Below are 18,415 nucleotides of genomic sequence, written 5' to 3' on the forward strand. Positions count from 1 at the left end.
CTTATACTTTATTAAGATTACATTGTCTTATCCTTATCTCGCACAATGAGTAAATCAATTGTCGTGTGGCGTAGGATGTACTCTGATGAAGAGCCAATGAGGAGACGTTCAAAGGTATTGAGCCCCGTTGCCCCTAAGAGCATTAAATCAGCACCAGTTTCCTCTGGAATATCATGGGCAAGTAGTGTTTTAGGATTACCAAATTCAATCACAATTTGAACTTCTGAAAGTCCAGCTTGTAGCGCCTGTTCTTGATAGTCCTTGAGGAGGGTCTGAGCTTCTTGCTCAAGAGTTTCGTAAATTGCTGCATCAAAGGCTGCAATATTGTGAAGTGCGCGAGTGTCAATGACATGGGCAATAATCAGTCGTGCTTGGTTGCGTTTTGCAACGTGAATGGCCTTGTGTAGAGCTAATTCAGCTTCTGTTGAACCGTCGACAGCGACTAGGATAACTTGGTAAGATTGTGTCATAGGTCTTCACCCCTTTCTTTCCATATATATTATAACATGTTTTTAGGAAAAAGGCAAGTAATTCTTGTTATTTTAAGGGATTTAGGCTAAAATAATACCAATAGAAAGTCGAGGTAAGCTTGATGAGACAGTTTGATAAATCGATGAAATTAGACGATGTAGCTTATGATATTCGTGGTCCGGTATTAGAAGAAGCGATGCGTATGCGGGCAAATGGTGAGCAAATTCTGCGCTTAAATACGGGAAATCCTGCTGAATTTGGTTTTACAGCGCCAGATGAGGTAATCCATGATTTGATTCACAATGCGCGGAAATCAGAAGGCTATTCTAATAGTAAGGGGATTTTTTCAGCACGTAAGGCCATTATGCAGTATTGTCAATTGAAGCATTTTCCAAATGTGGATATTGAAGATATTTATTTAGGAAATGGAGTTAGTGAGCTAATTGTTATGTCCATGCAGGGGCTGTTGGACAATGGTGATGAGGTCTTGGTACCTATGCCGGATTATCCTCTTTGGACAGCAGCAGTTAGCTTGGCAGGTGGAAATGCAGTTCATTATGTTTGTGATGAGGCGGCTGATTGGTATCCTGATTTGGAAGATATGGAAGCTAAAATTACCTCGCGGACTAAGGCGATTGTCTTAATCAATCCCAATAACCCGACAGGTGCCCTCTATCCAAAAGAAATCCTTGAGGGAATTGTTGATATTGCGCGTCGCCATGAGTTGATTATCTTCTCGGATGAAATTTATGACCGTATGGTTTTTGATGGAGCAGTGCACATTCCGATTGCGACCTTGGCGCCAGATTTATTTGTCGTGACCATGAACGGTTTGTCCAAATCCCACCGGATCTGTGGTTTTCGGGTCGGTTGGATGGTTCTATCAGGACCAAAACGACATGTAAAAGGCTATATCGAAGGCCTCAATATGCTATCGAATATGCGACTTTGTTCAAATGTCTTGGCACAACAAGTTGTGCAAACGTCCCTTGGTGGCTATCAGTCTGTTGATAAGCTCTTGATGCCAGGAGGTCGTTTGTATGAGCAACGGGAATTTATCACGAAAGCAATTAGTGATATTCCTGGCCTATCTGCAGTGAAACCTAAGGCTGGTCTTTATATCTTTCCTAAAATTGATCGCGAAATGTACCGGATTGAAGACGATGAGCAGTTTGTCTTGGACTTCTTGAAGCAGGAGAAGGTTCTCCTCGTTCATGGACGAGGCTTTAACTGGAAGGAACCAGATCATTTCCGCATTGTTTACCTTCCACGAGTGGATGAATTAGCAGAAATTCAAGAGAAAATGACACGTTTCTTGCGACAATATCGTCGGTAGAAGGCAATCATTCGTTTTATCTTGTTTGAGTGTCATTCTATCAGGTTTTGCTAGGAAAAGTTACTGACTAGACAGTTATTTTACCAAAACGTTACAAATCTAACGCTGAGTGAATTTATATGAAACGGAGGTTGGGGAGTTTTCCAGCCTCATTTTTCTTATCAGACTGCATATGGAAGTTAAATTGTAGTGGATTTTAAAACAATATGTAATTTTCTGATAATTATTGAAATTACCTGCTGTTTTTGATATAATGAAAGCAATTACAGAATAAAGAGGATTGTATGACTACATTATTAGAAAAGACGCGAGACATTACGTCTATTTTGAAGCGTTCAGAAGAGCAATTGTCAGAAGAATTGCCTTACAATGCGATTGCAGAGCACCTTTCAGAGATTATTGATTGCAACGCTTGTATTATCAATAGTGAGGGAGAAGTCCTAGGTTATTATATGAAGTATAAAACCAATAATGACCGGGTAGAGGAATTCTTTTTAACCAAGCAATTTCCAGATGGCTATGTAAAAGGAGTAGCGCAGGTTTATGATACTCAGGTTAATCTCCCAGCGGACAGTGAATTGACGGCTATTCCAGTTGAATCACGTTCTATGTATCCTAATAGTTTGACGACCATTGCCCCAATCCATGTGACAGGGATTCGTTTTGGAACCTTGATTATTTGGCGCCATGATGAACAATTTGACGAAGATGATTTGATTTTGGTTGAAATTGCAGCGACAGTGGTTGGGATTCAGCTTTTGAATTTCCAGCGGGAAGAAGATGAGAAAAACATTCGTCGCCGTGCGGCAGTCAATATGGCAGTCAATACTCTATCCTACTCGGAAATGAAGGCTGTTTCAGCGATTTTGGGCGAATTGAATGGCGATGAGGGGCAATTGACAGCTTCTGTCATCGCAGATCGTATTGGGATTACGCGCTCGGTGATTGTCAATGCATTGCGTAAATTAGAGAGTGCAGGAATTATTGAAAGTCGTTCCTTGGGCATGAAGGGGACATACTTGAAAGTCTTAATTCCAGCTATCTTTGATGAAATTAAGAAACGAGATTATTAACATGACGAAGGCTCTCATTTCGATTGATTATACGGTCGATTTTGTGGCAGATGGGGGAAAATTAACAGCTGGAGTTCCAGCTCAAGCTATTTCTTCTACTATCTATGATGTAACCAAACAGGCGTTTGACTGCGGGTGCTATATCTTTTTTGCAATCGATTTGCATGAAGAGGGTGATACTTTTCATCCAGAAAGCCGACTTTTTCCTCCACACAATCTCAAAGGAACAAGTGGCCGCCATTTGTATGGTCCCTTAGCTGATTTTTATGCAGAATACCAAGATGATGCGCGGGTTTTTTGGATGGACAAGCGCCATTATTCAGCCTTTTCGGGAACGGATTTAGATATTCGTTTGCGGGAAAGACAGGTTGATACGGTGATATTGACAGGTGTCTTGACGGATATTTGTGTACTTCATACAGCTATTGATGCCTATAATCTTGGGTACAAGATTGAAATTGTAGCCTCAGCAGTTGCTAGCCTGAATGAAGAGCAACATCAATTTGCCTTGAGACATATGGAACAAGTCTTGGGAGCAACTATACTGTAGTAACATAGAGGCTGGGACTTAGTGCCTAGTCTTTTTTGAGTGTTGAGGCTCTTTAGAAAAATGGCTGATGAAACTCTATCCAAATCAGCATCTGATTAGCCAACGAAAACGCAGGAAGTTGAAATCGAAACTGTATTCAGCTCCAGTCTTTCTCATTAGAATCATTAAAAACAGATTAAGGTAATGGCTGATTGACAAGTATGAGATGGCAATTTATTGAGGAAGAGACTAGATTTATGGTAAAATAAGAGGAATACGATTCGTGGAAAATCGAAATGAAGGGTATTGTTTTACTGATTTTTGGTTTTCTTAGAGAATGAGTAAGAAAGGATTCGATGATGAAAATTACAGAAGAAGAAGTTCGTCACGTGGCTAACCTGTCCCAACTAGCTTTTAGTGCGGAAGAAACGGCAGCTTTTGCAACGACCTTGAGTAAAATTGTGGATATGGTCGAGTTGCTAAATGAAGTAGATACAACAGGGGTTCCTGTAACGACAACCATGGCAGAACAAAAAAATGTGATGCGGGAAGATGTTGCCCAAAAAGGAGAGGATAGACAAGAACTCTTCAAGAACGTTCCTGAATCTCAAAATCATTTTATTAAAGTTCCAGCTATTTTAGACGGGGGAGGAGATGCCTAATGAGTTTTAATCACTATTCAATTGATGAGTTGCATAACCTTCTTGTCAAGAAAGAACTATCCGTTCTTGAGTTGACCAAGGCAACCTTGGAGGATATTAAAGAGCGTGAAGAAGCGGTTGGCAGTTTTATTACGATTGCAGAAGAAGAGGCCTTGGCACAAGCTGCTAAAATTGATGAAAAAGGAATTGATGAAGCCAACGTCATGGCGGGGATTCCGCTAGCTGTGAAAGATAATATTTCTACCAAGGGAATTTTGACAACAGCGGCTTCAAAGATGCTCTATAATTATGAGCCAATATTTGATGCAACATCTGTTGCCAATGCGTATAAAAAAGATATGGTGGTCATAGGAAAGACAAACATGGATGAATTTGCCATGGGTGGTTCGACCGAAACGTCCTACTTTAAAAAGACTAAGAATGCTTGGGATCAGACCAAGGTTCCAGGTGGCTCATCTGGGGGTTCTGCAACAGCAGTAGCTTCTGGTCAGGTGCGCCTATCACTCGGTTCTGATACAGGAGGTTCGATTCGCCAGCCGGCAGCCTTTAATGGGGTGGTCGGAATGAAGCCAACCTATGGAACGGTTTCGCGTTTTGGTTTGATTGCTTTTGGTAGTTCCTTGGATCAGATTGGTCCTTTCTCACAAACGGTCAAAGAAAATGCGCAGTTGCTCAATGTGATTGCAGGCCATGATGTGAAAGATGCGACATCTGCTCAACCTGGGGTGGCAGATTATGCTAGCAAGATTGGTCAAGACATCAAGGGCATGAAAATTGCACTGCCGAAAGAATATATTGGCGAAGGAATTGATCCACAAATCAAAGAGTGTATCTTACAGGCCGCAAAACAGTTAGAGAACCTAGGTGCTATCATTGAAGAAGTCAGCCTACCTCATAGTAAGTACGGTGTAGCGGTTTATTATATTATTGCTTCGTCTGAAGCAAGCTCAAACCTGCAACGTTTTGATGGTATTCGCTATGGTTTCCGTGCAGAAGATGCGACAAATTTGGATGAGATTTATGTCAATACACGTAGCCAAGGTTTTGGTGAAGAAGTCAAACGTCGCATTATGCTGGGAACTTTCAGTTTATCTTCTGGTTATTATGATGCTTACTACAAGAAAGCTGGTCAGGTCCGCAGCTTGATTATCCAAGATTTTGAGAAGGTCTTTGCAGATTATGATTTGATTTTAGGCCCAACTGCTCCAACGGTAGCTTATGGTCTTGGTACCATGAATCAGGATCCCGTTGCCATGTACTTGGCGGATCTTTTGACGATTCCAGTCAATTTGGCAGGGCTACCGGGTATTTCGATTCCTGCTGGCTTTGTAGAAGGGTTGCCAGTCGGCTTACAATTGATTGGACCAAAACATAGTGAGGAAACGATTTATCAAGTGGCAGCAGCCTTTGAAGCAACAACCGATTATCATAAGCAACAACCTGTTATCTTTGGAGGTGAGAAATAATGAACTTTGAAACCATTATTGGACTTGAAGTCCATGTTGAATTGAATACCAATTCAAAGATTTTCTCTCCGTCATCTGCCCATTTTGGAGAGGATCCCAATGCCAATACCAATGTGATTGACTGGTCCTTCCCTGGTGTTCTACCTGTCTTAAATAAAGGTGTAGTAGAAGCAGGTATCAAAGCGGCGTTAGCTTTGAACATGGCTATTCATAAACAGATGCACTTTGACCGCAAGAATTATTTCTATCCAGATAATCCTAAGGCCTATCAAATTTCTCAATTTGATGAACCAATTGGGTATAATGGTTGGATTGAGATTGAACTAGAGGACGGATCGACCAAGAAAATCCGTATTGAACGAGCACATTTGGAAGAAGATGCGGGGAAAAACACTCACGGGACAGATGGTTATTCCTATGTTGATTTGAACCGTCAGGGTGTGCCCTTGATTGAGATCGTTTCAGAAGCGGATATGCGCAGTCCAGAAGAAGCCTATGCCTACTTAACAGCTCTGAAGGAAATTATCCAGTATACTGGTATTTCAGATGTTAAGATGGAAGAAGGCTCCATGCGTGTCGATGCCAATATCTCTCTTCGTCCGTATGGTCAAGAGGCTTTTGGTACCAAGACTGAATTGAAAAATTTGAACTCCTTTAACTATGTCAAAAAAGGATTGCAACATGAAGTGGAGCGCCAAGCAAAAATCTTGCGTTCTGGTGGTCAAATTCAGCAGGAAACCCGTCGCTATGATGAAGCAACTGGGGAAACCATTCTCATGCGGGTCAAAGAAGGTTCAGCGGATTACCGTTATTTCCCAGAACCAGACTTACCATTATATGAAATTAAAGATAGTTGGATTGCCGAAGTTGCGACAAGTTTACCGAAGTTTCCGAAGGAACGCCGAGCAGATTATATGGAGCGTTTGGGCTTGTCAAGCTATGATGCAAGCCAATTGACGGCTACCAAGATTCTGTCTGATTTCTTTGAAGCAGCAGTAGCTCTTGGTGGTGATGCCAAACTTGTTTCTAACTGGTTGCAAGGTGAGGTAGCTCAATTCTTGAATGCAGAACAAAAGAGCTTATCAGAGATTGCCTTAACTCCTGAAAATTTGGTTGAAATGATTAGTTTGATTGCAGATGGTACGATTTCATCCAAGATTGCTAAGAAAGTTTTTGTTCATTTGGCGAAAAATGGCGGTTCTGCGCGTGAATATGTGGAAAAAGCTGGTTTGGTACAGATTTCAGATCCAGCAGTCTTGATTCCAATTATTCATCAAGTCTTTGCAGATAATGAAGCAGCGGTGGCAGACTTCAAGTCTGGAAAACGCAATGCGGACAAGGCCTTTACTGGTTTCTTGATGAAAGCAACTAAAGGACAAGCCAATCCGCAAGTGGCTCAACAACTCTTAGCCCAAGAGTTGCAGAAACTATTAGAACAATAAACAGTATTTAAAAACGAGTCAGTTGAAAAGAAAAAAACGTATAATGGACAGTATAAAAAGCGATATACTGTTCATTTTTTTTTTTGAAAAAATGTTTAAAAAAGGATTGACCTTCACGTATCGTTAGGGTTTATAATAAGATAGTCAGGAGGAAGATATGTATTTAGTTAAAGAAGTTGCGCAACTTTCAGGCGTTTCCATCCGAACGCTGCACCACTATGATCGTATTGGGCTTCTCTGCCCACGGAAGGCAGAAAATGGCTATCGCTACTATACAGAAGAAAATCTTGCACAATTACAGCAGATTCTCTTCTATAGATATCTGAGATTTCCACTCAAGAATATCAAGGAGCTCTTGGGAAACGACACAGATAATCTTGCTCAACTAGAGGAGCAATTCCTCTTATTGACCGCTGAGCAAAAGCGATTAACCACCCTTATTGACACCCTGGCAAAAACGATTCAAACAAAGAAAGGAATGATTTACATGACAACAGAAGAAAAATTTGTAGGTTTTCGCTACGAAGATGGCCTCGCCTATCAAGAAGAAGCCATTCAAAAATATGGCAAAGAGATGATTGAAAGTAGTCTGGACAAGCAAAAAGGACAGGAAGCAGAAGTAACGGAGGGGTTTAATACCATCTTCCAACAATTTGCAGATAATCTAGTCGCTGGACTGACAGTTGAAGAAAAAGAAAATCAGGAACTAGCAGGTCAACTTTTGCACCACATCCGTACCTATGGCTTTGATTGCTCGCTTGAAGTTTTTGCTTTTATCGGCAAAGGCTATGTAGGTAATCCAGAATTTCAACGCAACATTGACAAATTTGGGCAAGGTGTTGCCCAATATGTCTGCGATACCATTCAAATTTATGTGCAAAAAGAAAGTGAAGCATAAAAAGATTGAAATGAAAAGAACCTCTTATTAATGGACAACATAAGAGGTTCTTTTTAAATTGGCTCGTTTATAGTAAACATAATACTAAGTAGTCGAGTTCTGCACTCATAAAAGGGTCAGTTTATTCAAGTCTTTAGAAGGGCGATGGTCTCCAGTTTTCTGTGTTAATAACTATTTTTTTGTTTAAACTGAAAAAAATTAAATAAAAACTATTGACAAAGCAAAAAGAACGTCATATAATTCAATTACAACTAAATTTAATTCAGTTGAAACAAAATATAAAGGAGAATCTAAATGAAAACATTAGGTTGGAAAATTAAGATTATTATTGAGAAAGATTAATTGATTATAGTCAGCAGATGCGATGTGAAAGTCGTAAGATGGATAGACAGCATTTTCTATCTTACGGCTTTCAACCGTATCATATTATGAAAGAGAAGTAAGGGAGAGAGTTATGAAGTTATTCCATTATCGAAGTGTCCGATTGGCGATTCTAAGTATTATTTTGCTCAGTTTTTTAGAGGTAGCAATGTCCTATTCCTTGTCATTACTAGTTGTAGAAAGCGTGGATCAATTAGTAAAAAATGCTTGTATCGTTATGGGGATTTACCTGCTTTATGCACTGTTTTTCTTTTTGAGTATGAAAGCGAAAGCGCTAGCTACCTATTTTGTGACTCAAGACATGAAACAAAAAACGGATAAATGGCTGATTCATTTGACTGCTAAAGAGTATCATCTCAAGGATCATGGTGAGCGTTTATCGCTTTATGTCAATGATGTAAATAAGGTGCTAGATTTGACGGTTGGTAAGTATTTGTCCATGGTGGAAAAGGCAGCTGTAACGGTATTTGTCTTCATTTCTTTATGGCTGATTCATTATAGTATGGCATTGATTGCCGTTATTTCTTTTGTTGTGATGGCTTTTGTTCCTAGCTTATTTCAGGGAGCACTTTCGACCCATATTCTAGGTGTGCAAGAAGCTAAAGAAGGCTATCTCGCTAAGATGAGAGAATTATTGCAGGGATTTGATACCTATCTGGAAAATACAGCATTTTCAGTATTTTTAGAAAAATCTCGTAAAGCTGCCTATCGGTATGCTGAGGTTGTCTTAAAAGCAGATAGTTTTACAGCATTGATGAGTGCTAGTCTAACCTTTATTAATTCATTTGTGACAATTGTTGCGCTAGGAATCTTATCTTACAATGTATTACAAGGGAAAGTGGCAGTGGGAGCTTTTTTATCAGTGACAGCCTTGTTGCCAAGTTTCGGTTCAGCGGTGATGGAATGCCTGTCGGACAAGGAATTTTTCATGTCTGGTCAAACCTTATATGAGGCGAAATTTGGCAGGATGAATCAGCCTGCATTTGAAGAAAAACGGTTTTGTCATTCAATCAGTGCATTTAAAGAGGTTCCGTTGCCTCAAAAGGAAACGGAAGAGCCTGCACTTCAAACGATTCAGGCTATACAATTGGAAAATATTCGTTTGGACTATGATGGAAAGGTAGTGACATTTCCAGAAGAGCTTCAGTTCCGTCAAGGGCAAAAATATGCTATAATGGGCGAAAGTGGCTGTGGAAAATCTAGTTTGCTGAAAGTGCTGATTGGGCAAAATACGGATTATACAGGAACTGTTTTAGTAAACGGGAAAGTCGCAAAGCAGCCCCTTTTTAGTAGCCTGTCCTATGTTAATCAGACGACCTTTTTGTTCAATGATACGATTCGGCACAATATCGATTTGTTAGGACAACATGAATCGAATGAGTTGCTAGCAGTTTTGCAATTATTGAACTTAGAACATTTGTCTTTGGACGATAGGATTGAAGACAATGGGAAAAATTTGTCTGGTGGACAAAGACAACGATTAGCAATCGCTCGAGCACTGTTGCGTTCGAAAGATTGTATTGTCTTAGACGAAGCAACGGCGAATTTGGACCGAGAAACAGCTGAGAAAATCGAAGAATACATTTTAGGCAATGTGGGGCTGGTTATTATGGTAAGTCATCATATGACAGAACATATTCGAGAAAAAATAGATAAGGTAATTAGGTTAGCATAAAATGTCCTTAGTATCAGAAAAAAGTTATATTGTTGATTTTTTACAATCCTTTAGCCTGCTGTATGAGATAAAAGAGTGGGATAATGGGCAGGAAACAGTCTTAGATCGGATAATGGACAAGAATTATCAGGATCTTGTGCGCCAGTATGTTCATGAAATCAGCCGTCATAAACCGATTCTCTCACAGTTTGTGACGAAAGATTATAATATTTTGTGGCTTTTTCTATCCGTACAGGCTGAAATAAGGCATTTTACGGATTATCTGGAGGGGGTACAGCAAGTCTCCCAAGAACAATTTTTACAGTTGTTAGCAAGAGAATTTTCAGAAGAAGGGAAAGGGTTTACTTTGGTTGATTTAGATCGTCAAGCTTGGTCAGCTTCCTCTAAATGGAATTTAGTTCTCCTTCAAGAGGAGTTTCAGGCTAAGCGAGGGGCACTACTATCAATTTTACCGAAACTCTATCAATTGTATGGTGAGTATGCTAGGATGCTTGAGACTCAATTTGAGAAAAAGATCCAAACAGCTCAATTACACCTGACAACAGAGAAATCTTATCAGCTGATTTTCAAAGATTATCTAGATGAAAAAACATTCCAAACGGTTCAAGATCAGCTGGTCTTACTTATCTCGAGTCATAAGGTCTTAATTCATCTAAAACAACCCCACCCTTTGTTAGGAATAGGGGTGCATGTGTATGATTATTTTGAAGAGCAACAGCGTCAGGCTTTGTTAGATGAAGTCAGCATGCAGAACATACTAAAGGTATTGGCTGATCAGACGAGATATGGGATTATAAAGGTGATCGGGAAGGGAATGACTTCCAATAAAGAAATCGCTAAAGCCTTTTCGATCTCACCTTCTGGTGTAACCTATCAATTGAACTTTCTAGTAGACAATCATATTATCCAGAAAGACGATGAAACAAAACAGTTTGTCGTTAATCATGACCTTATCAGGTCTGCCTTACTTGCTGTTTTAAATGACTTAGACATTCCGACTCGCTAATCAGACAGAATAAAAGGCTCAAAGCCAACAGTAACTTGTTGGTTTTGAGCCTTTTAGATTGCTTGAATCTTTACAAACTACTATCTCTCAAGGTTAATTGGGTACCCAGTTTAACCATGCGGGGGTGGAAGTTGTTTGGCTTTTTGAGCATAGCATCTATCAGCTCCACAGCCTGAATGCCCATTTCTTCAGTGAAAACGGTGATGCTAGACAGGGCAGGATAGACTTGCTTGGTAATGGGCGTATCATTAAAGGTAATGACTTGGACCCGATTAGGTACAGCGACTTGAGCCTCTTGCAAGGCGCGGAGGGCACCGACAGCGAGGCTATCATTGGCAATGAAAAAGGCTGTTGGTAACTCTTCTTTTAAGGTATCAATCGCTTCCTTCATGAGCTGATAACCAGATTGGCTGGTAAATGGGCCAGTAAAAACAAAGCGTTCGTGATAGAGATTACAGTCAGTTAGGTATTGTTTAAATGTCCGTAGTCTAGGGTCTAATAAAATCAGTTCCTTGTCGTAGGTCTCTTCTTGGCCTGCAATCATACCGATTTCCGTAATTCCTTGTTTAAGGTAGTGATCAAGAACTTGAATGACCGAGCGATTGAAATCTGTCGTTACGCAAGAAAATCCCTCTGCTAGGGTATCAAAATCGACAAACACCAATTGCTTGTGAAAATCGGCTAATTGTTTCATTTGTTGCTGGCTAAATTTTCCAACGGCAATCAGAGCGTCTACTTCTTTCAACAGAGGGGAGTCAATATCGTGGAAACACCGAACGATCTCATAACCTAATTCAAGCGCGCGTTGTTCTAGGCTAATCCGAATAGAATAGTAGTAGATATCATCCAACTCCCTACTTTCGGTATACCATTGTAGGATCCCAATTTTTCGTGGCACGCCTTCCACAAGAGATTTTGTTAGGTGCTTAGTGTAACCCAGTTGTTTGGCAATTGCAAACACTTTTTGTCGAGTATCAGGGCTAACTGATAGACTCGTATCTTCTTTCAAAACGCGTGAAACGGTAGCAGTTGATAAATTCGTTTTTTGAGCAATATCTTTTAAGGTAACCATAATTTTCTCCTCAATTCCCTTCCATTATACCATAGTTTAGTAAAAATAGTAGGCTACTAAAATCAAATTTATTTAGTAAAATTTACTAAAATCATTGACAAAAAGGCAGAATCAGTTTACAATAGAATAAAAACGGTTACAATAGGAGGATATAAAATGAAGGTAGTAGAGCTTCAACAGGCTTTTAAAGAGATTTTTGAGAAGGAAGCGGATGCGACTTTCTTCTCCCCAGGACGGATTAACCTAATTGGGGAGCATACAGACTATAATGGTGGTCATGTCTTCCCAGCAGCGATTACCTTGGGGACCTATGGAGCAGCTCGCAAACGTGACGATCAACTTCTGCGCTTTTATTCTGCTAATTTTGAGGAATTGGGAATCATCGAGGTTGATTTAGAGAATTTGGTCTATGATAAGGCGGATAACTGGGCCAACTATGCCAAGGGAGTCTTGCACTATTTACAAGAAGCTGGTCATCGCATTGATACAGGACTAGATGTATTTGTCTATGGCAATATTCCAAACGGATCTGGCTTATCCTCATCTGCTTCCTTGGAATTATTGATTGGGATTATAGCAGAGGAATTGTTTGACTTAGACTTGACTCGTCTTGACTTAGTCAAGATTGGGAAACAGACGGAAAATCATTTTATCGGTGTCAATTCAGGAATCATGGATCAATTTGCAATCGGAATGGGGGCAGATCAAAGAGCCATTTATTTAGATACAAATACACTTGACTATGAATTAGTACCGCTTGATTTGGGCAATCATGTGATTGTCATCATGAATACTAATAAACGCAGGGAATTAGCAGATTCTAAGTACAATGAGCGCCGAGCAGAATGTGAAAAAGCTGTAGAAGAATTAAATGCGGTATTAGACATTCAAACCTTGGGTGAGCTCGATGCACAGACCTTTGACGAATATAGTTACTTGATTAAAGATGAAAATCGAATGAAGCGAGCTCGTCATGCTGTCTGGGAAAATCAGCGGACTTTGCAGGCTAGACAGGCTTTAGAAGCTGGTGACTTACAACAATTTGGTCGCTTGGTCAATGCTTCTCATGTATCCTTGGAGCATGATTATGAAGTCACTGGTCTAGAATTAGACACCTTGGCTCATACCGCTTGGCAGCAAGAAGGTGTGTTGGGTGCTCGTATGACAGGAGCAGGTTTTGGTGGTTGTGGCATTGCCATTGTTGACAAGGATAAGGTGGAGGCTTTCACGACAAATGTCGGCAAGATTTATACAGACATCGTAGGCTATGCGCCAAGTTTCTATATCGCTGAAATTGCAGCAGGCTCTCGTGTTTTATCTCGAAAATAATAGGAAGTGAAAATGACAAGAAGTGTAGTGGACAGGTTCGTAGATGGCCTTATTTTAAGCAGTCGCTATGAGGAGTTAGACCGTATCTATCTAAAAAATCGTGTGATGGCTCTAGTGGGCGAGGTAGGTGTAGAGCAAGATAGTCATGCAGAAACACTTGTAGAACTGAAAGATGAGTTGGTTGCCCTTGCAGTAAAAAATGGCCACGTCGGGGCCCTGTTAGAAGAGCAGGACATGTTGGGGGCGGAGTTAATGGACTTTATGACTCCTAGCCCTAGTCAGGTGAATCAGCAATTTTGGACCTCTTATGAAACGGATCCTGAACAAGCTATTGCTGATTTTCATAACCTCAGTAAGCGCAACGACTACATCAAGGTGGGGGCGATTGCAAAGAATATCTACTATCAGGTAGCGACAGAATATGGGGATTTGGAAATTACCATTAACCTATCAAAGCCTGAGAAAGATCCTAAGGCTATTGCCGCTGCTAAACTTGTTGAAACGTCAGACTATCCCCAATGCCTTCTTTGTATGGAAAATGAAGGTTATCAAGGCCGTGTCAATCATCCTGCACGGGCGAATCATCGGATTATTCGATTGAATTTGGGGCAGGAAAAATGGGGCTTCCAATACTCGCCCTATGCCTATTTTAATGAACATGCGATTTTTCTAAATACGGAACATGTGCCCATGGCGATTACACCAAAAACGTTTGAACAATTGCTAGATTTAGTGGCGTTATTCCCAGGGTATTTTGTGGGATCAAATTCCGACTTACCGATAGCAGGTGGATCTATTTTGACACATAATCATTATCAAGGTGGCCGGCATAGGTTTGCTATGGACTGCGCAGAAATTGGGCAAGAACTCGTCTTTGCAGACTTTGAAGATGTGGTGGCTGGGATTGTTAAATGGCCCATGTCCGTCATTCGTTTGTCAGGTGAAGATAAGAGTCGCTTGGTGGCATTAGCAAGCAAGATTTTAGAAAAATGGCGGAGCTACTCTGATGAGGCGGTACAGATTCTTGCTTCTTCAAACGGCGAGCTACATCATACCATTACACCAATTGCGCGCAGAAAAGGGGATTGCTTTGAGTTGGATTTAGTCTTGCGGGATAATCAGACCTCAGCAGCATTTCCAGACGGCATCTATCATCCACATCCAGATGTTCAGCATATTAAAAAAGAAAATATTGGTCTGATTGAGGTGATGGGACTAGCGATTTTACCCCCACGTCTCAAAAAAGAATTGCAAGAAGTTGTAGACTATTTGCTAGGCGAGGTCGACCAAGTTGCAGCTTATCATCAAGAATGGGCAGATAAATTAAAATCACAAAACCACGTCCAGTCATCAGAACAAGCAACCCAAGTTGTCCAAGAAGCGGTTGGTCAAGTTTTTTGTAGGGTCTTAGAAGATGCAGGTGTCTACAAACGCACGCCAGAAGGACAGGCAGCTTTTCTACGCTTTGCAGATTATGTTGGTTTGGCGGATGAGAATATCTAGTATATGTCAATCATAAAGCAAGGGGCTAGGCAAACTGTCTGGTCTCTTTTTGACAGCTTTGAGTTCTTTCTCGCTTCCCTTTATGTTACAATAGAGTGACGTTGAAACAGAGGAGAGATAGGGTATGAATGAGAAGATGAAAGGAACGCTGTTGACCTTGATCGCTGGCATTGCTTGGGGCTTGTCGGGAGTGAGTGGGCAGTTTGTGATGGCAAGAGGAGTAACTGTTGAGGCCCTAACTGCTTTACGTTTAGTTGTTTCTGGTGTTCTGCTACTGATCCTAGCTAGCTATAAAAATCCGCAGCAGTTAAAGAGCCTATTGTCTGACCGAAAAGCCTTGATTCGCGTAGCTTTATTTTCCATTTTTGGACTTCTTTTGAATCAAATGGCCTACTTGACCGCTATTTACCATACGAATGCTGGGACGGCGACGGTGTTACAATATCTCTGTCCCATTTTGGTTTTGGTATATGTCTGTGTAAAGCAAGGTCAAAAGCCAACGATGATTGAGATTCTAGCGATTATTTTAGCGATTGGTGGTACTTTTCTCATCGCAACGCATGGTCAGATAACTAGTCTAGCCTTGACCCCGCAAGGTTTGTTTTGGGGCTTGTTTTCTGCAGTAACCTATGCGCTATATATTATTTTACCGACGAGCATTATCAAACAATATGGTAGTTTAGTTGTCATTGGCGTTTCTATGTTACTCGGTTCGCTTGAAATGGGATTGTTATTTCAACCTTGGCAGCATAGCATGCCCTTTACAGGTGAGATTTTTTGGGGATTAGTAGGTATTGTCGGCGTTGGAACTGTTTTTGCCTACACAGCCTTTTTAAAAGGCGTGAGCATGGTTGGTCAAGTAAATGGTAGTTTGCTCGCTTCGATTGAACCACTTGCTTCTGTCTTCTTTGCAGTATGGTTACTAAATGAGACTTTTTATACCAGTGATATGATTGGGATGTTTCTGATTCTAGTAGCAGTGTTGCTCATCTCTGTAAAAGATATACTAATGGCACGCAAAATAGGAATAGCACAAACAAAGGAGTAGGTGAGTCACTTACTCTTTTTTGTGGTATACTAAAAGAGAAGGTTTACATAACAGAGGGCTACGATGAAAGAATTTTGTGCAGAGAATCATGTGCAAGTTGCGCGTGCGATTGCCTTAGGAGCAGGACGGATTGAATTGTGTGATAATTTAGCAGTAGGTGGTACAACCCCTAGCTATGGAGTGATAGAGCTGGTTTGTCAATTGGCACATGAACAAGGGGCGACCGTTATGACCATGATTCGTCCACGTGGTGGTGATTTTTGCTATGATGCGGTAGAAAAATCCATCATGCTGAAAGATGCTAGAATTGCTAAGGAGCTGGCTTCAGATGGTCTGGTTTTTGGTGCTCTGACAGAGGATAACTGGCTTGATGAAGACTTTTTAGATCAGCTAATGGAAGAAGCTGGAAATCAGGAAACGGTCTTTCACATGGCTTTTGACTTGATTCCGCGCAAACGGCAGTTTGAAGCTCTGGATTGGTTGATAGAGCATGGTTTTACCCGCATTTTAACGCGTGGTGGTATTCATGGATCAGCTGGAGATAATGCAGAATGGCTGAAAGACTTGATTGCACATGCGGCAGGACGGATTGAGATTCTCATTGGTAGTGGCGTAACGCAGGACAATGCCGAGTCTTTGATGAAAGAGCTAGGAATCACACAGGTTCATGGAACTCGTTTATTTTGGTAAATGAAATGATGGAATGAGAAAGAAAACGATTGTGGTTGTCTTTTTCATTCCCTTTCTTTTCCATTCGCTATTTGCCCCAAATTGTGGTAAAATAAACTGATTGAGTTCTTTTGCTAAAGGACAGAGAGAGTGAGACTGGTAAAATTGAAGGAAGGTCAGTCAGCCTTGTTAGCCCACTCTCAAAACGATGGAGAATAGTGTGACGATTGAGAATTATATGCCAGATTTTGTGCTTGAAAAAGCCTATGATGTGACAGTAGAGAGTTTGCAAAAATACCATATTCGGACAGTTTTTGTGGACTTGGATAATACCTTGATTGCCTGGAACAATCCAGATGGAACGCCGGAGATGCGCAAGTGGCTACATGATTTGCGAGACGCGGGAATCCATGTGGTTGTGGTTTCAAATAACAAATATGAACGTGTAAAGCGAGCGGTTGAACGCTTTGAGATTGACTTTGAAGCCTTTGCCTTAAAACCGTTCACATTTGGGATTGACCGAGCCATTAAGCGTTTTGGAATCGAGCGTGAAGAAGCGATTATGATTGGTGATCAATTGATGACGGATATTCGAGCAGCTAAGCGAGCTGGGATTCGCTCTGTCTTGGTGCGTCCCCTTATTCAGACTGATTCGATCAATACCCAAATCAATCGCTGGCGTGAACGCCGTATGATGAAGAAAATTACTGCCAAGTATGGCGCATTTGACTATAAGAGGGAAATGTAAGTGGAAGAATTGTATTGTATTGGTTGTGGAGCTTTGATTCAGACTGAGGAAAAAGAAGGGGTAGGCTATACACCCCAATCTGCCTTGGAAAAGGGATTAGAAATAGGTCAGGTCTATTGTCAGCGCTGTTTCCGTCTTCGTCACTATAATGAAATTTCAGATGTCAATATCTCAGATGATGAGTTTCAAATCTTGCTCCATAGTGTTGGGGAAAGCGATGCCTTGGTGGTTAATGTCATTGATATTTTTGATTTCAATGGTTCTGTTATTCCTGGCTTACCACGCTTTGTTTCTGGAAATGATGTCTTATTAGTCGGTAATAAAAAAGATATTCTGCCCAAGTCAGTCAAAGATGGGAAAGTGACCCAATGGCTAGCAGAGCGAGCGCATGAAGTAGGGCTCAGGCCTGTTGATGTCTTGCTGACATCTGCTCAAAACAAGTATGCTATTAAGGACTTGATCGATAAGATTGAACACTACCGTAAGGGACGGGATGTTTACGTGGTCGGCGTAACCAATGTCGGAAAATCAACCCTCATCAATGCCATTATTCAGGAAATTACAGGGGACAAGGATGTTATTACGACTTCACGTTTTCCAGGAACTACCTTAGACAAGATTGAGATTCCGTTAGATGACGGTTCCTATATCTATGACACACCAGGGATTATTCATCGTCACCAAATGGCTCATTATTTATCTGCAAAGCAGTTGAAATTTGCCAGTCCTCGTAAGGAAATTAAACCAAAAACCTATCAGTTAAATCCTGAACAAACCCTATTTTTGGCTGGTTTGGGGCGATTTGACTATATCGCAGGAGACAGACAAGGCTTTACCGCATTTTTTGACAATGAATTAAAACTTCACCGCACGAAATTAGGAGGTGCGACAGAGTTTTACCAAAAGCACGCTGGAAGTCTATTGGTACCGCCGACCAAGGCAGAGTTAGGAACCTTTCCAGAGTTGATACGGCATGAGTTTGCCATTACAGAAAAGACAGATGTGGTGTTCTCAGGTCTTGGCTGGATTCGGGTCAATAGTGCAGCAAAAGTAGCAGCTTGGGCACCAAAGGGTGTGGGAGTTGTTACACGAAAAGCAATTATATAA

Annotated in this window: 17 protein-coding genes; 15 read left to right on the forward strand and 2 right to left on the reverse strand. The window is 40.9% G+C overall.

The features are described 5' to 3' along the window. Positions 1–17: 17 nt before the first annotated feature. The gene (locus A4H00_RS06085; RefSeq protein WP_067088185.1) at positions 18–470 is read right to left on the reverse strand and encodes a universal stress protein; all 453 of its coding nucleotides are present in this window, start codon (positions 468–470) and stop codon (positions 18–20) included. Between the two features lie 122 nt (positions 471–592). Between A4H00_RS06085 and A4H00_RS06090 the strand changes: the two genes are divergently transcribed. From A4H00_RS06090 to A4H00_RS06130, 9 genes are all read left to right on the forward strand, one after another. Beyond that, positions 593–1,807, forward strand: coding sequence for a pyridoxal phosphate-dependent aminotransferase (locus A4H00_RS06090; RefSeq protein ID WP_067088187.1), 1,215 nt, complete (start codon positions 593–595; stop codon positions 1,805–1,807). 284 nt (positions 1,808–2,091) lie between these two features. Further along, complete coding sequence (gene codY / locus A4H00_RS06095) at positions 2,092–2,880, forward strand: GTP-sensing pleiotropic transcriptional regulator CodY (RefSeq protein WP_067088189.1); 789 nt, start codon at positions 2,092–2,094, stop codon at positions 2,878–2,880. A gap of 1 nt (position 2,881) precedes the next feature. Further along, the gene (locus tag A4H00_RS06100) at positions 2,882–3,430 is read left to right on the forward strand and encodes a cysteine hydrolase family protein (protein WP_067088191.1); all 549 of its coding nucleotides are present in this window, start codon (positions 2,882–2,884) and stop codon (positions 3,428–3,430) included. 338 nt (positions 3,431–3,768) lie between these two features. After that, complete coding sequence (gene gatC, locus A4H00_RS06105) at positions 3,769–4,071, forward strand: Asp-tRNA(Asn)/Glu-tRNA(Gln) amidotransferase subunit GatC (protein WP_067091522.1); 303 nt, start codon at positions 3,769–3,771, stop codon at positions 4,069–4,071. Continuing rightward, complete coding sequence (gene gatA, locus A4H00_RS06110) at positions 4,071–5,537, forward strand: Asp-tRNA(Asn)/Glu-tRNA(Gln) amidotransferase subunit GatA (RefSeq protein ID WP_067088193.1); 1,467 nt, start codon at positions 4,071–4,073, stop codon at positions 5,535–5,537. The genes gatC and gatA overlap by 1 nt, the downstream gene beginning before the upstream one ends. Further along, complete coding sequence (gene gatB, locus A4H00_RS06115; RefSeq protein ID WP_067088195.1) at positions 5,537–6,979, forward strand: Asp-tRNA(Asn)/Glu-tRNA(Gln) amidotransferase subunit GatB; 1,443 nt, start codon at positions 5,537–5,539, stop codon at positions 6,977–6,979. The genes gatA and gatB overlap by 1 nt, the downstream gene beginning before the upstream one ends. Before the next feature lie 157 nt (positions 6,980–7,136). Then, the gene (locus A4H00_RS06120; RefSeq protein ID WP_067088198.1) at positions 7,137–7,877 is read left to right on the forward strand and encodes a MerR family transcriptional regulator; all 741 of its coding nucleotides are present in this window, start codon (positions 7,137–7,139) and stop codon (positions 7,875–7,877) included. A gap of 454 nt (positions 7,878–8,331) precedes the next feature. Continuing rightward, a complete protein-coding gene (locus A4H00_RS06125; protein WP_067088200.1) occupies positions 8,332–9,933 on the forward strand; it encodes an ATP-binding cassette domain-containing protein in 1,602 nt (533 codons plus the stop codon). Position 9,934: 1 nt separating this feature from the next. Then, positions 9,935–10,939: a winged helix-turn-helix domain-containing protein gene (locus A4H00_RS06130; protein ID WP_067088202.1), complete on the forward strand. Its 1,005-nt coding sequence runs from the start codon at positions 9,935–9,937 to the stop codon at positions 10,937–10,939. A gap of 70 nt (positions 10,940–11,009) precedes the next feature. Here A4H00_RS06130 and A4H00_RS06135 read toward each other — a convergent pair whose 3' ends face one another. Further along, positions 11,010–12,011 carry a LacI family DNA-binding transcriptional regulator gene (locus A4H00_RS06135; protein ID WP_067088205.1) on the reverse strand — a complete coding sequence of 334 codons (1,002 nt, stop codon included), beginning with the start codon at positions 12,009–12,011 and terminating at the stop codon, positions 11,010–11,012. 156 nt (positions 12,012–12,167) lie between these two features. Here A4H00_RS06135 and A4H00_RS06140 point away from each other — a divergent pair, with 156 nt between their 5' ends. The 6 genes from A4H00_RS06140 to yqeH all read left to right on the forward strand — a co-directional run bounded on the left by A4H00_RS06140 (position 12,168) and on the right by yqeH (position 18,415). Next, positions 12,168–13,340, forward strand: coding sequence for a galactokinase (locus tag A4H00_RS06140; protein ID WP_067088207.1), 1,173 nt, complete (start codon positions 12,168–12,170; stop codon positions 13,338–13,340). 12 nt (positions 13,341–13,352) lie between these two features. After that, entirely contained in the window at positions 13,353–14,843 is a 1,491-nt protein-coding gene (galT, locus tag A4H00_RS06145) for a UDP-glucose--hexose-1-phosphate uridylyltransferase (protein WP_067088209.1), read from the forward strand. A 124-nt stretch (positions 14,844–14,967) separates the two neighbouring features. After that, positions 14,968–15,891 carry a DMT family transporter gene (locus A4H00_RS06150; RefSeq protein WP_067088211.1) on the forward strand — a complete coding sequence of 308 codons (924 nt, stop codon included), beginning with the start codon at positions 14,968–14,970 and terminating at the stop codon, positions 15,889–15,891. 63 nt (positions 15,892–15,954) lie between these two features. Further along, a complete protein-coding gene (locus A4H00_RS06155; RefSeq protein WP_067088213.1) occupies positions 15,955–16,581 on the forward strand; it encodes a copper homeostasis protein CutC in 627 nt (208 codons plus the stop codon). Positions 16,582–16,768: 187 nt separating this feature from the next. After that, complete coding sequence (locus A4H00_RS06160; RefSeq protein ID WP_067088215.1) at positions 16,769–17,308, forward strand: YqeG family HAD IIIA-type phosphatase; 540 nt, start codon at positions 16,769–16,771, stop codon at positions 17,306–17,308. Further along, a complete protein-coding gene (gene yqeH, locus A4H00_RS06165; RefSeq protein ID WP_067088217.1) occupies positions 17,309–18,415 on the forward strand; it encodes a ribosome biogenesis GTPase YqeH in 1,107 nt (368 codons plus the stop codon). It abuts the gene before it with no gap.

Origin of the sequence: Streptococcus marmotae (assembly GCF_001623565.1) — a bacterium.
GTDB classification, from domain to species: Bacteria; Bacillota; Bacilli; order Lactobacillales; family Streptococcaceae; genus Streptococcus; species Streptococcus marmotae.